This window comes from Streptomyces sp. NPDC049040 (genome assembly GCF_043197715.1).
Taxonomy (GTDB): Bacteria; Actinomycetota; Actinomycetes; order Streptomycetales; family Streptomycetaceae; genus Actinacidiphila.
The window spans coordinates 33,616-47,022 of sequence record NZ_JBICTO010000008.1 but is presented as its reverse complement, the minus strand read 5'-3'; the positions used below and the strand labels follow the sequence as shown (position 1 = coordinate 47,022).

10 protein-coding genes are annotated in these 13,407 nt (G+C 72.6%); 1 reads left to right on the top strand and 9 read right to left on the bottom strand.

Annotation, left to right across the window (positions count from 1 at the left end; all coding sequences use genetic code 11):
- Window positions 1-48: 48 nt before the first annotated feature.
- Genes ACGFMP_RS21420 through ACGFMP_RS21400 form a run of 5 tightly spaced genes read right to left on the bottom strand, consistent with a single transcriptional unit; the run spans window position 49 to window position 4,676 of the window.
- Window positions 49-954, bottom strand: coding sequence for a type II secretion system F family protein (locus ACGFMP_RS21420; protein WP_393674358.1), 906 nt, complete (start codon window positions 952-954; stop codon window positions 49-51).
- Window positions 951-1,856 (bottom strand): type II secretion system F family protein, encoded by a 906-nt coding sequence (locus ACGFMP_RS21415; RefSeq protein WP_393674625.1) that lies wholly within the window; start codon window positions 1,854-1,856, stop codon window positions 951-953. Before ACGFMP_RS21415 ends, ACGFMP_RS21420 begins: the two co-directional genes overlap by 4 nt.
- Entirely contained in the window at window positions 1,856-3,163 is a 1,308-nt protein-coding gene (locus tag ACGFMP_RS21410) for a CpaF family protein (protein ID WP_393674357.1), read from the bottom strand. Before ACGFMP_RS21410 ends, ACGFMP_RS21415 begins: the two co-directional genes overlap by 1 nt.
- The gene (locus ACGFMP_RS21405) at window positions 3,160-3,960 is read right to left on the bottom strand and encodes a hypothetical protein (RefSeq protein ID WP_393674356.1); all 801 of its coding nucleotides are present in this window, start codon (window positions 3,958-3,960) and stop codon (window positions 3,160-3,162) included. Before ACGFMP_RS21405 ends, ACGFMP_RS21410 begins: the two co-directional genes overlap by 4 nt.
- 20 nt (window positions 3,961-3,980) lie before the next feature.
- On the bottom strand, window positions 3,981-4,676 hold the full coding sequence (locus tag ACGFMP_RS21400) for a hypothetical protein (protein ID WP_393674355.1): 696 nt from the start codon (window positions 4,674-4,676) through the stop codon (window positions 3,981-3,983).
- 475 nt (window positions 4,677-5,151) lie between these two features.
- On the opposite strand from ACGFMP_RS21400, the gene ACGFMP_RS21395 reads away from it, so the two are divergent.
- Complete coding sequence (locus ACGFMP_RS21395; protein WP_393674354.1) at window positions 5,152-9,684, top strand: FtsK/SpoIIIE domain-containing protein; 4,533 nt, start codon at window positions 5,152-5,154, stop codon at window positions 9,682-9,684.
- Between the two features lie 153 nt (window positions 9,685-9,837).
- On the opposite strand, the gene ACGFMP_RS21390 is transcribed toward ACGFMP_RS21395, so the two are convergent.
- The 4 genes from ACGFMP_RS21390 to ACGFMP_RS21375 form a co-directional block, all read right to left on the bottom strand.
- Window positions 9,838-10,104: a WXG100 family type VII secretion target gene (locus ACGFMP_RS21390; RefSeq protein ID WP_393674353.1), complete on the bottom strand. Its 267-nt coding sequence runs from the start codon at window positions 10,102-10,104 to the stop codon at window positions 9,838-9,840.
- A 179-nt stretch (window positions 10,105-10,283) separates the two neighbouring features.
- Entirely contained in the window at window positions 10,284-10,790 is a 507-nt protein-coding gene (locus ACGFMP_RS21385; protein WP_393674352.1) for a hypothetical protein, read from the bottom strand.
- Between the two features lie 359 nt (window positions 10,791-11,149).
- Window positions 11,150-12,088, bottom strand: coding sequence for an alpha/beta fold hydrolase (locus ACGFMP_RS21380; protein ID WP_393674351.1), 939 nt, complete (start codon window positions 12,086-12,088; stop codon window positions 11,150-11,152).
- Window positions 12,089-12,441: 353 nt separating this feature from the next.
- Window positions 12,442-13,134, bottom strand: coding sequence for a metal-dependent transcriptional regulator (locus ACGFMP_RS21375; protein ID WP_393674350.1), 693 nt, complete (start codon window positions 13,132-13,134; stop codon window positions 12,442-12,444).
- Window positions 13,135-13,407 lie beyond the last annotated feature (273 nt).

Below are 13,407 nucleotides of genomic sequence, written 5' to 3'. Positions count from 1 at the left end.
GCGGGCGGGTGGCGCGCTTGCTGTGGTGCGGTTCCTGCGGTCGGGGGGTCAGGCCTGGAAGACGCGCATGGCGGCCGGGAAGATCAGGAAGACCAGGAAGCCGGCGGCAAGCATCAGCTGCGCCACGAGCATCGACTGCGAGTTCTCGCCGGCCGACCCCTCGATCTCGGCGAGTTCGCGGTGCCGCATGGTCTCCGCGCGGGAGGAGAGCGAGTCCCTGACCTTGGCCCCGTCATCGGCGACGAGGCCCAACGCGACAGACAGGTCCTGCAGTTCGTCGATGCCCAGGTCCGCGCCGAGCCTGCCGAGCGCCACCCACTGGCTGATGCCGGTGATCCGGGCGTCGGCCAGGCAGCTGCGGATACGGACCAGCGCCCAGCCGTCGCTGACCTCTGCGGCGGTCATCAGCGCCTCGGGCAGTCCGCGCCCGCCCGCCAGGTTCATCGCGACCAGGTCCAGATAGGCGCCGATCACCCGGCGCAGGTCCTTGCGCTTGTCCGCGGCGTCGCGGCGCACCTCGACGTCGGGCAGGAAGAAGAAGAGCGCGGCGCAGGCCAGGGCGAGCCAGACGGGCACGATCGGGCTGACGCCGAAGCCCAGTTGCCACACGATGGCGAACAGGAAGGGGCCGAAGACCAGCCCGGCGGCGGCGAGCAGGATCTTGGTGGCCAGGAATGCCTCCCAGCTGCGGTCGAGTACGGCCAGGTCGGCGCGCAGCGAGCGCATCTCCCAGCCCTGCTCGCGATAGAACGCGGCGAGCCGCTGCCCGAGCCGGCCGCGCACGTCGCCCGCCCGCGGGGCGGGCCCGGAGGCGGGTCCCGCGGCGCGCAGCGCGTCGATCTCGGCGATGGTGGCCGCGGCGCTGCGGCGGCGCGGTGCGAGTGCCCTGATCAGGGCGAAGACACCGAGTCCTGTGACCGCGCCGAGCAGTGCCGCGAGGGCTATGACGTTCATCGGTGGCCCACCTCCTGCCGCTGGTTGTACGGGTCGGGCGCGTGGACCAGGAAGCGGGCCGGCGTCTCGACCTTCGACAGGCTCCGCAGCCACCAGAAGCCGCCGGCGAAGAGCGCGCAGACGATGGCCAGTACGAGCTGCCCGACCAGCGTCCCGTACGGCTTGACGAAGCCGCGGTTGAAGATCGCCAGGGCGAGGACGACGACGACCGAGACGATGACGACGATCTGCACGCTGCGCCGGGTGCTGGCCCGCTGCGCCATCACCCGCTGCCGCATGTCCACCTCCTCGCGTGCCGACTTGGCCAGGGCACCCAGCACGTCGCGCAGACCCGGGCCGCGCAGCCGGGAGTTGAGGATCAGCGCGGCGATGATGATGTCGGCGGAGGCGTCGTTGATCTCGTCGGCGAGGTGCTGGAGCGCGTCCGGCAGCGGGGTGCGCGAGCGCAACCGGTCGACCAGCGACTCCAGGTGGGAGCGGAGGGCCGGTGCGGCGGCGCGGGCGGAGGCGGGGATGGCCTGTTCCAGGCCGACGGCTCCCGCGATGGTGTCGCGCAGGGACTCGGTCCAGGAGGCCAGCGCCTCGACGCGCTTCATCGCGGCGCGCTCCTCGGCGGCGCCGCCGAAGAGCTTGTCCCAGGTGAAGACCAGCAGCGCGGTGGCGACCCCGAGCACCGCCCAGCGGGTCAGGCCCAGTACGGCGATCCCGGCCACGGCGGCGACGGAGCCGCGCTGCGACAGGAAGCGCACGAGTTCGGAGGCGCGGTCGGCGGACGTCTGGCCCGCCACACCGGGTTTGGGCGCCCAGCCGCGGATCGCGACCACGAGAAGTGCGACACCGCCGCCGGCCAGCGCTCCGGCGAGAAGTCCGTACATCACGGACAAGGAGAAGACCCCGGTCATCACCGCCACACCCCCGTGGGCTGGTAGCCGCATGCGAGCAGTTCGTCGAGGCAGGAGAGCGGTGCGTGCGGGACCGCCGCGCCGTCCCTGCCTTCTGCGAAGACCTCGCTGGAAAGGACCCTGCCGTCCACGCCGTTGACCTCGCGGACCGAGGTGACGACGCGGCGCAGGGTGCCGCCGTGCTGGTAGTCGTTGCGGCGCTGGACGAAGACCACGAAGTCGATGGCGCCCGCGACCAGCATCTGCGAGGCCTCGACCGGCAGCCGCTCGCGGGCCTGGAGGGCGTAGGTGGAGATGCGGTTGAAGACCTCGGCCGAGCTGTTGGCGTGGATGGTGGACAGCGAGCCGTCGTTGCCCTGCGACATGGCGTTGAGCATGGTGACGATCTCGTCGCCGAGCACCTCGCCGACGATGACGCGGGAGGGGTTCATCCGCAGCGAGCGTCGGACCAGTTCGGCCATCGAGATGGTGCCCTGGCCCTCGGAGTTGGGCAGTCGCTCCTCGAACGCCACTACGTTGGGGTGCAGTTCGGGGAACTGGTCGAGGCCGAGCTCCAGGGCCCGTTCGACGGTGATCAGGCGTTCGTGCGACGGGATGACGTTGGCCAGCGCCCGCAGCAGCGTGGTCTTGCCCGCGTTGGTGGCGCCGGCGATCATCACGTTCTTGCGGGCCAGCACCGCGGCGGACAGGAAGCTGCCCAGCTCGGGGGTCAGCGTGTGGTTGCCGACCAGGTCGGCGAGGAAGACCTTGCCGAGCCTGGCGCGCCGGATGGACAGCGCGGGCCGCCGTGTCACGTCCATCACGGCGGAGAGCCGCGACCCGTCCGGCAGCCGCAGGTCGAGCTGCGGGTTCGCGGAGTCGAAGGGGCGCGACGACAGCCCGGAGTAGGCGCCGAGCACCTGGATCAGCTCGACGAGTTCCTCGTCGCTCTCGGCGACCGGTTCGACCTGGACCTCGCGGCCGTCGGCGTAACCGACGAAGACCTGGTCGCACCCGTTGATGTCGATGTTCTCCACTTCCGGGTCGTCCAGCAGCGGTTGCAGCCGGCCGACGCCGAAGAGCGCGGCGTGCACCGCTGCCGCGTAGGCCTCCTCGGCCAGTGCGTCGGGCGGGGTGCGGCCGACGGTGATCTCGGCGCGAGCGTAGTCCTCCAGGATCTGCGCGATGATCGCCCGCGCGAACTGCCGCTCGTCCTCGGCGGACATGGCGATCTCACCGGCCACCTGGTCCAGCCGGCGCTGCTCGGCGATGCGGTCGCCGGCGTCCTGCCGGAACCGCTTGACCAGCTGGTGGTCGATCTCGCTCATCGGAAGACTCCGTACCGCTGCGGTACGTCGGCGGCGACCTGCCGGGCGGAACGGATCAGCAGGGACTTGTCGAGCCGGCCTCGGCGGCGGCCGGCCAGCATCTCCGCGCCCGCCGGGTCGTGGGCGAGGGTGCCGACGACGCGGGCGGCGATGTGCGAGGCGACCAGCATCTCGTTGGCCTGCGCGGCGATCCTGGCGCTGTGCGCCGGCTCGGCGATCAGCACGATGCCGATCGGCGGGTAGCCGAGGGCGCCCGCGCCGCGCTGCGCGCCGTGCAGCTTCGCGGACAGCGCTCCTGCCCGGTCCCTGACCCGCGCCAGGTGCTCCGCCTCGGTCCTGGCCACCAGCAGCACCAGGGAGGCGTGCGCGAACAGCCCGAGTGCCGGTGTGTCGCCGCCGATCCGGCCGCAGTCGGCGATGACGTCGGCGGCGCCGTTGGGCGACTCGGCGAGGGTGGCGAAGGCCTCGCCGAGGATCGGCCACAGACCGGCCAGACCGGCGGCCTGTTCGGCGCTGCCGATGCCGACGATCACGTCGAGTCCGCCGCTGAGCGGCTGCGCGTGGTCCCACAACTGCTCTGCGGCCAGGCCGCGTCGGGCGGTCGCGGCGAGCGAGAGCAGTCCCGCGTTGGGGTCGAGGATGCCGCCGTGCGCGGCGCGCGAGCGGTAGACGAGGTCGCCGCCCGCGGGGTCGGTCTCGGCGAGCAGCGCTCGGCGCGGCCACACCGCGGCGAGCGCGAGCGCGGTCGTGGTGACGCCGGGCGACCCCTTGTCGGCGGCGAGGGCGATCAGTGCCATGACGTGGTCCGCCCGCTCGCTCAGTTACCGCCGGTGGGCGGTATGCGGACCAGGGCGACGTTGCTGGCGGAGGCGGCGATGGTCAGCGGGCCGACGTCCGCGGTGTCGGCGATCACGGTGACGTTGGTGTCGCCGCTGCCGAGGCCCGACGCGTCGGAGTCGATCGACTTGACGATCAGGTGGTTGCTGATGAGCGTGTTCTGCGGGGCGGTGCCGCCGGTGCTGCCGGAAGTCCCGGCGTCCGCGGTGCCGTTCTGGCTCTTCGCCGCGTCGTTGCCGACCACCCAGGCGGCCACGGTGTCGCCGACGCTGATGCCGCCCTTGGGGAACTGGCCGTCCTTCAGGGACAGTCCGACCAGCGACTTGCCCGCGGTGAGGACGTTGTCCTTCGTCGTGATCATCTTGTTCGTCAGGATCGAGCCGGGTACGAGCGTGACCGCGGCCCGGTAGTTCTTGACGAGGTCGCCGCGCTGCTGCCAGCGGATCAGTTCGAGCCCGGAGTCGTCGGAGAGCATGACCTCGCGTATCGCGGCCGCCGGTATCTGGTCGCCGGGCGCGATCGGCTGGGTGACCTCGACGTACGACACCTTGTTGCCCGCCCTGACGACCATCAGGGTCGCGCCGAGCGCTCCCAGCACGATCAGCAGGACGGCGAGGGCGGCCAGCGCGGGCTTGCGCTCCCGCGGTGCCACCGGCAGGCGCTCGCCACCTGGCACGCCGAGTGCCGGAGCGGGTACGCCCGCCGGGCGGCCGGCGCCACCGCCTCCGCTGGAACGATCCCTGGTCCTCACGTGACTGCCCCCGTCGGCCGGCTTCTTCGAAATCGCTGCGTCAGGGGTGGTGTTCGCCGCAAATGGCCTGCGGCGCCGCCCCGTTGCCGATGTCAAGTCACGGCACGCTATCAGCGGCGGATAAACCCCCTCAAGGAGTGTTGCGCGACAAGCCAGGCACAGAGCTGCAACAGTTCCGCACAGCCGCCGCTCCGGGAACCGCGCCGGCCGGCACCTCGGACTGCGACGGATGCGGACGGTTTCCCCGATTCGTTCACCGATTGCGCACACCGGCCCCGCCGCAAAGGGGGTTACGTGATGTTTCGGGGGGCGGATAGCCTCCAGGGACAGGTGCGCGGACTCGGGCAGGGCCGGGGTATGGGGCTCGGCGGACCGGCCGCGACGGGGGAGGGAACGTCCCATGCGGGTGACCGTGACGGTCGTACAGCAGGGTCTGGACGGGCAGGACGTCGTCATCACGGCCGACGAGGGCGCGGTGGCCGCCGATGTCGCCGCGGCACTGGCGCAGGCCACCGGCGGCGGACAGCAGCCGGACCCGCGGCAGGCGGGCGGCGGCACGGTGGTCGCCTTCCCCGGCGCGCGCGGACAGCGCGACGACGCACCGCGGTTGTGGGCCGACGGCGTCGGATGCGACCCGCAGGCACCCGCCGCCGCGGTGCTGCGCGACGGCATGCGCGTCACCGTCGACGACTCGATCGGGCCCTTCATGCGGGCCGGAGAACCCTCGGGGCGCTACGAGTTGCGAGTGTGCGCGGGTCCAGGCGCCGGCCGGGTGGCCAGGCTCGGCCTCGGTACGGCGACCGTCGGCTCGGGACAGCGCTGCACCGTCTCGGTGCCGGACGACGCGCTCGCCCCGCTGGCCGCCCGTGTCTCGGTGGGCGCGGACGGCAAGGTGACGCTGGCCGCGGAGCCCGGTTCCGAACTGACGCTGGAAGGCGTGCCGCTCGGCGGCCAGAAGCGCGAGTGGTCAACGGGCGCGCAGGTCAGGGCCGGTGACACCGTGCTGGTGCTGGACGTGCCGAGCGAGCCCGACGCGCATCTGTCGCCCATGGGCGAGGGCGGCCTGGCCTACAACCGGCCGCCGCGGCTCAGATCGCTGCCGCCGCGGCCGCGGCTGTATGTGCCGCAACCGCCGGGAAAGGGCGAGACGGCCAGATTCCAGATGATCGCCGCGCTGGTGCCCCTGTTTTTCGGCCTGGCGATGTATTTCATGGTGCACCAGGTGTACATGCTGCTCTTCTGCGTGATGAGTCCGGTGATGCTGCTCGGGCAGTGGATGAGCGAATCGCGTGAAGGAAAGAAGCGGAACCGGAATACCGCAAAGCAGTACAAGGCAGAACTCGCCGCCCATGAAATCGCCTTGGAGGGAGCCCGGTTGACCGACCGGGCGGAGCGGCGGGCCGCATTCCCCGACGCCGCGGAAATCCTGCTGTTCGCGACCGGGCCGCGCCGGCGGCTGTGGGAGCGCCGGATCACCGACCCCGACGCGCTGCGGTTGCGCATCGGCGTCGCGGACCTGCCCGCCGACATCGAGCTGCTGCCCGCGGGGCATCTGCCGGAGGGCGCGGCACAGCCCGTACCGCCGCAGGTCAACGACGTGCCGGTGCCGCTGCCGCTGCCCGAGCTCGGGGTGGTCGGCGTGGCGGGGGTACGCGACAGGGCGCTGGCCACCGCACGCTGGCTGGTCGCGCAGGCCGCCGTACTGCACAGCCCCCGCGACCTGTCGATGGTGCTGCTGTCGTCGGAGCACGACGCCGACCAGGCGTGGGGCTGGGCGCACTGGCTGCCGCACATGGCGCCGCAGCAGGGCCAGGACTGCGTCGCGCTGATCGGCACCGACGGCGAGGCGACCGGCCGCCGGATCACCGAACTGCTCCAGGAACTGGAGCGGCGCAAGGCCGACGCCCTCGCGGCGGGAGGCGGCGGCCGGATGCGGCCCGACCCCTACGTCCTGGTGGTCCTGGACGGTGCCCGGCTGCTGCGCCGCACCCCCGGGGTGCCGCAACTGCTCCAGGAGGGGCCGCGGTTCGGCATCTTCGCGCTGTGCCTCGACGAGGACGAACGGCTGCTGCCCGAGGAGGTGCGGGCGGCGGTGTGCTGGTCGCCGCAGGATCGCGGCCGGGTGCACCTGCGGGGTGCGGGCCTCGAAGCGCTCGGCGACGTCCTGGCCGACCAGGTCGGCGGTGACTGGTGCCAGCTGGTGGCGCGCTCGCTCGCACCCGTGCGCGATGTCAGCCGCGACGACGCGGACAGCGCGCTGCCCACCTCCGCCCGGCTGCTCGATCTGCTCGGGATGCCCGACCCGACCGGGCAGGACGTCGCCGCCGTCTGGCAGCGCGGCGGGTCCAGCACCGCCGCGCCCATCGGCATCGGCGCCGACGGCACCTTCGTCCTGGACATCCGCAGGGACGGCCCGCACGCGCTGGTCGCGGGCACCACAGGCGCGGGCAAGTCGGAACTCCTCCAGACGGTCATCACCTCGCTGGCCGTCGTCAACCGGCCCGACGCGCTGAACTTCGTGCTCATCGACTACAAGGGCGGCAGCGCCTTCCAGGACTGCGCACGGCTGCCCCACACCGTCGGGATGGTCTCCGACCTCGACGCGCACCTGACCGAGCGGGCCCTTGCCTCGCTGGCCGCAGAACTGCACCACCGCGAGACGATCCTGTTCTCCGCGAGCACCAAGGACATCGAGGACTACAGCGACGCGCGCCGGCTGCGTCCCGAACTCGAACCCATGCCGCGACTCGTCCTGATCATCGACGAGTTCGCCTCGCTGGTCGCGGAACTCCCCGACTTCGTCGCCGGGCTGGTCGACATCGCCCGCCGTGGCCGATCCCTGGGCGTGCACCTGGTGCTCGCCACGCAGCGGCCGGCCGGTGTGGTCAGCGCCGACATCCGCGCCAACACCAACCTGCGCATCGCGCTGCGGGTCACCGACGCCGACGAGTCGCGCGACGTCATCGACGCCCCCGACTCGGGCGCCATCGCCAAGTCCACACCGGGGCGCGCCTATGTGCGCTCCGGCGCCCAGTCACTGGTCGGCGTGCAATCGGCGCGGATCGGCGGGCGCCGGCCCGCGCGCGGGCAGCAGCGCGCCAAAGCCGGTGTGCAGGCGCTGCGCTGGTCGGCGCTGGGCCGCCCCATGCCGGCCGGAGCGGGCGAGGACGCGGACGACGGCACCATGGTCACCGACCTTGCGGTGCTGGTGGACGCGATACGGGACGCGGCCGGGCTGCTGGGGCTGCCGGCGCCGCGCAAGCCGTGGCTGGACCCGCTGCCCGAGCAGGTGACGGTGGACGAGCTGGTGGGGGCGGGTGCGGTCGGCTCGGGCGGTTCCGGGGGCGCGGGTGCCGGGGGCACGGGTGCCGGGGGCGCCGGCGGTGCGGGTTCCGGCGCGGGCTGGCGGGACGTGCCGCCGGTCGCGTACGGGCTCACCGACCTGCCCGCACGGCAGGCCAGGGCGCCGCTGGCGGTGGACGTGGTCCACGGCGAGCATGTGCTGATCGTCGGCGGCCCGCGCTCCGGCCGGTCCACCGCGCTGCGCACGTTCGCCGGTTCGCTGGCCCGCGACGCCTCGCCGCAGGACGTCCACCTCTACGGCATCGACTGCGGCGCCAACGCGCTGCTCCCGCTGGTGGGGCTGCCGCACTGCGGCGCCATCGTCACCCGGGACCAGCCGGAGCGGCTGTCGCGGCTGCTGGACCGGCTGTCGGGAGAGGTGTCCAGGCGGCAGCAACTCCTCGCCATGCGCGGGGCGTCCAGCGCCGCCGAGCAGCGGGCGATGGCGGCGACGCCGGAGGAGCGGCTGCCCTGGATGGTGCTGCTGCTCGACGGCTGGGAGGGCTACACCTCCACCTTCGAGGCCTACAACTACGGCAAGCTGATCGAAGGGGCGAACCGGCTGTTCCGGGAGGGCGCCGCCGCGGGTCTCAAGGTCGTGATGACCGCGGACCGCTCGGGATTCAACGGGCAGATCTCGTCGGTCTTCGCCGACAAGCTGATCCTGCGGATGGCCGACACCAACGACTACACGACCGGCGGTCTCGCGGCGCGCGAGGTGCCCAAGGCCATGCCGTCGGGGCGGGCGCTGCGGCCCACCGACCGCGGGGTGCAGGAGAGCCAGATCGCCCTGCTCGCCCCGGAACCCGCCGGCCAGGCGCAGGTGGAGGCGCTGCAACGGATCGGCCGCGAGGCCGCCGAGAGATACGGCCGGCTGCCGCGGCGGGCCAGGCCGATGCGGGTGGACCCGCTGCCGCCGCGCATCACGGTGTCCGAGGCGATGGCGCTGGAGCCGGACTTCGCACCGCCGTCCCCGCTGTGGGCGCTGCTGGGGGTGGGCGGCGACGAACTCCAGCCGCTGGGCGTGGACCTGCGCGAATCGGGTCCCGGCTTCGTGATCGCGGGCCCGCAGAAGTCGGGCCGGTCCACGACGCTGATCGCGGCGGCCCGCTCGATCACGGGCAACGGCGTGCCGGTGGTCTTGGTCACCCCGCGGCGCTCACCACTGCGTGATCTCGCCGGTGAGCCTGGGGTGTTGGGCATGCTGGGCGCCGACGCAGGCCAGGACGACCTCAAGGAGCTGACGGCCAAAGCGGCCGGCGGCCCGTACGTGGTCGTGGTCGACGACGGCGAGCTGATCTACGACACCCCGCTGGACGCCGCGCTCGAGGGCGTCGTGAAGTCCGGCCTCGACGGGGACCACGCGCTCATCGCCGCGGGGTCCGCCGACCAGATGGGCTCGCAGTACCGCGGCTTCCTGGTCGAGGCGCGGCGCTCGCGCAACGGCCTGCTGCTGGCCCCGCAGGGTGCGACGGAGGGCGACCTGTTCAACGTACGGCTGCCGCGCGATGTCGGCGGCGGCCCGACCGGCCGCGGACTGCTCGTGCGGGGCGGCGAGTTGGTGCAGATCCAGGCCGTGGGCCTGGACTGACCCGGGGCCGGCCCCGGTCATGTACCCGGACCACGCCGGAAGCCGGGGCCGGGCGCATGGCAGAGGGGCCGGAGCTCCGGGGGTGTTCCCGGGTCCGGCCCCTTGCCCACCCCACGCGCGTGGGCGGGCACATTGCCGCGAACGCAACGGCGCTCAGCGGGTGGCGGCCTCGATGTTGTCGGCGTTGGTGTTGGCCGACTTCTGCGCGTCGTGGAGAGTGGCGACGAACTTGTCGAAGGTGGGCTTCAGCTGCGCCCACTCGCTCCGGAATCGCTCCGCGGCCGGACCCTTCCAGTAGCTCTCGCTGCTGCTCGTCGCGGTCTGGAGGTGCCCGATCAGCGTGCCGAGATTGCCCGCCTCCGTGCTGAACTTGCCTGACAGGTCGCGCAGTTGCTGAATATCAGCACCATGGATGGACATATCTAGCCTCCCCGTTTTCTCAGGACTTCCGCGGACCCCTCGTCCGCCCGAGGGACGCTAGCGCACCCGCGCCGCGATTGCAGTAGTAGCTTCGCAAGCCCCGCCACCGCTACACACTTGTTGCGCGGCGATGACACGATCGGAACGCCCCGGGCCCGTTCGGCGCCACCCACACGGGGTCAGCTGCTGGGCAGTCCGGTGCGCGCGAAGACGTCGGTCGGGCCGTTGTCCCACCGCACCGTGAGCGTCTTCCCGTCGGCGGCGAGCACACCTCGGCCGACAGTGCGTTCGGTGTCGCCGTCCATACAGGTCAGGTTGAGCCCGACGCCGTCCTGGTCGGTGTAGCCCCCGCCGCACAGGTGCGTGCTCGTCAGAGCGGCCTTGCCCTGGCCGAGTACGAGCTGCACCTTGGTCGTGCCCTGGGTCGCGAGCCACACGCCTTCCACGGTCTGCGTCGGGTCGCTGCCCGCCGACTCCGCCGGCCCCGTCGTCGTGGCCGTGGGCTCCGGGGTCGCCGTGGCGGGCGGGGACGCGGACGGCGAGACCGGTTGCCCCGTCACGCTCGCGGTGCTGCTGACCGTCGGCTGCTTCTCCCCGTCCTTGTCGCCACTGCTGCAACTGCTCAGCGCCAGCACGGCGGCCACCGCCACCGCGGCGATTCCCGCTCTCGTGAACGCAAGACGCACTGTGCTCCCCCATGACGCGATACGAATCCAGCGACGGCAAGCTACCAGCAGGCCAGGACACCGCGTACGCGACGGCCGCGCCCACCTGCGGCGCGCCCCCTCACGGCACTCGCCCAGCCCCCGGGCCCCCGGCACGCTCGACGGTCCCTCGGCGCACGGGCGCCGCATCGCCAATGGGCGCCACCATTTATCACCGAGCCCTCACCGTACCCTCACGCCACTTCCGTACCTCCGCCGTCTCCGTCGACCCCCTCGCCCTCGCACCGCACCCGGCATCGCCGTCCGGCGTACGGTCATCCCGGCCTGACGTCACCCGGCCTGACGTCCCCGCCGTCGCCCGACCGCCGTCCGCCGTCGCGTCACGCGGGTGTCGCGCTCTGCGGCTCCCGCACCACCTCGCGCAGGAACCGCTCCACGGTGTCGCACCACGCATCGGGCTGGTCCCACGGGACCAGGTGGCCGGCGTCCGGTATCTCGGCGTAGTGGCCGCGGGGCAGCACCCGGACCATCTCCTGGGCTTCGGCCCGCCCCAGCTCCCCGCCGAGTCCGCGCACGACCAGGGTGGGGCAGCCGACGCCGGCCAGCTCGTCCCAGTGCGCGTCCCTTATCCAGGGGTCACGGGAACGCAGCAGGTGTCGCGGCGCGTACTGCGGGCGCCAGCCGTCGTCGCCCTCGGACATGACCTCGGCGAAGAAGTCGCCCCGCACCGGATTGGGCGGATCCGCCCAGGGGTCCTGCTCGCCGAACCAGCGGCGGGCGTCCCCGAGGGTGGCGAAGGGCAGCGGCCAGGACCGCGTCCAGTCCTCCCACTCGCGCTGTCCGGCCTCGCCGAGTGCCGCGGCCCGCATGTCGCAGATGACGACGGCGGCGACCAGATCGGGACGGTGGGCCGCCAACTGCCAGGCGGTGAGGGCGCCCATGGAGTGGCCGATCACGGTGACCGGGGCAAGACCCAGCTGCTCGACGGCGGCGACGGCGTCGGAGAGATACGCCTCGGTCGAATACGGCCCTTCCGGCCGCTCGCTCCTGCCGTGCCCGCGCTGGTCGAGTGCGAGCGCCCGATAGCGCGGAGCGAGCCGGCGCGCGGTCGCCGCCCAGTGCGAGGCGCGGCCGAGCAGTCCGTGCAGCAGCAGGACACCGGGCCGGTCGTCGCCCCCGGGGCCGCTGCCCCGCGGAGGCTCCGCCGCGGCGTCCGCGATGCCTGCCGCCGCAGCGTAGTCCCACGCCGCGAGGCGGATACCGCCCTCTCCCGTGACCCCGTATCGCCGGGTCGTGTGCTGGTCCACGTGCTGCTTCATGTGCCGCACCCCCTTCCTTCCGGTCGTCGTCCGCCCTGCTGGCTGCTCCTTGCGTCTTCTCGATCCACGCTATCGAACTTTTATTCGAACACGGGCCTCACGCCTCCAACACCGCTCGTTCGAGTGACAACGCTCAAGGATTGACGACCCGGGCCGAGGGGAGATTTTCAGCGGGGCGCGGCGCGAAGGGGAAGCGGGTCGCGGGGAGGTACCGGGAAGCTCGGGGTCCCGGCTCCTCCGTGGGGGTCCCCATGGGGAGGGACAAGGGGGAGGGGAAAGGCCGCCCCGGCGCCGTCGTCTCGGCGCCGGGGCGGCCCCTCGTCCACTGGGTGGCCGATCACCGGCCGGGGGTCCTACCGCCTGGCGACGAAGACGTGCGAAGCGACTTCCGCGTCGAGCTCGGCGGCCTCGCCACCGCTCCCGACCAGGACGCCCCCGGGTGAGGTGGTCACGCTCACGACGGCGCCCGGCTGCACACCGGCCCGGCGCAGGGTGTACATCACCTGGGCGTCGGTCTGGATCGGCTCGCCGATCCTGCGGACGACCACGCTGGCCGCGACCGCACCGGGCTTGAGGTCGCTGAGGCTGACCATGCCGTCCTCGAGGAAGGCGTCGACCTCCCCCTTCTCGCCCAGCTCTTCGAGACCCGGAATCGGATTGCCGTACGGCGACTCCGTGGGGTGCCGCAGCAGCTCGAGGACCTTCCGCTCCACCGCCTCGCTCATCACGTGCTCCCAGCGGCAGGCCTCGGCGTGCACCTGCTCCCACTCCAGGCCGATCACGTCGACCAGCAGGCACTCCGCGATGCGGTGCTTGCGCATCACGCGGGTGGCCGTGCGGCGGCCTTCGTCGCTCAATTCCAGATGGCGGTCGCCTGCCACGTGCAGCAGCCCGTCCCGCTCCATCCGCGCCACCGTCTGGGAGACAGTCGGGCCGCTCTGGTCCAGCCGCTCGGCGATTCGGGCGCGCATGGGGACCACACCCTCCTCCTCCAACTCCAGGATGGTGCGGAGATACATCTCCGTCGTGTCGATCAGTCCGGACATGCGCGCCCCTCGTTAACTCGTGCGTGGCCCTGAGGACAATTCTGACGCATAGCACCGACAACCGGCCCCGCCGTGAGTCCCCCACCCCTCGCGGATCCGCCGATCCAGCCCGCGAACGGGCAGGGAAAGCCGGAAAACAGGCCCTTTATCAACCCTGACGAGGCGCAAAGCCGCCGTATCCTGCGCCGGGCATCCCGGCAGCGACCTTCGTCACCAGCCACCCGTTGTCCACATCGCGGACGATCCGATGGCCCCGGGCCCGACCCTGACGAC

What these genes read in the sequence shown, in the direction of transcription:
- ACGFMP_RS21415 (WP_393674625.1), bottom strand. Translation starts at nt 1,856, where the DNA reads ATGACCGGGGTCTTCTCCTTGTCCGTGATGTACGGACTTCTCGCCGGA.
- ACGFMP_RS21420 (WP_393674358.1), bottom strand. Translation starts at nt 954, where the DNA reads ATGAACGTCATAGCCCTCGCGGCACTGCTCGGCGCGGTCACAGGACTC.
- ACGFMP_RS21410 (WP_393674357.1), bottom strand. Translation starts at nt 3,163, where the DNA reads ATGAGCGAGATCGACCACCAGCTGGTCAAGCGGTTCCGGCAGGACGCC.
- ACGFMP_RS21375 (WP_393674350.1), bottom strand. Translation starts at nt 13,134, where the DNA reads ATGTCCGGACTGATCGACACGACGGAGATGTATCTCCGCACCATCCTG.
- ACGFMP_RS21380 (WP_393674351.1), bottom strand. Translation starts at nt 12,088, where the DNA reads ATGAAGCAGCACGTGGACCAGCACACGACCCGGCGATACGGGGTCACG.
- ACGFMP_RS21405 (WP_393674356.1), bottom strand. Translation starts at nt 3,960, where the DNA reads ATGGCACTGATCGCCCTCGCCGCCGACAAGGGGTCGCCCGGCGTCACC.
- ACGFMP_RS21395 (WP_393674354.1), top strand. Translation starts at nt 5,152, where the DNA reads ATGCGGGTGACCGTGACGGTCGTACAGCAGGGTCTGGACGGGCAGGAC.
- ACGFMP_RS21390 (WP_393674353.1), bottom strand. Translation starts at nt 10,104, where the DNA reads ATGTCCATCCATGGTGCTGATATTCAGCAACTGCGCGACCTGTCAGGC.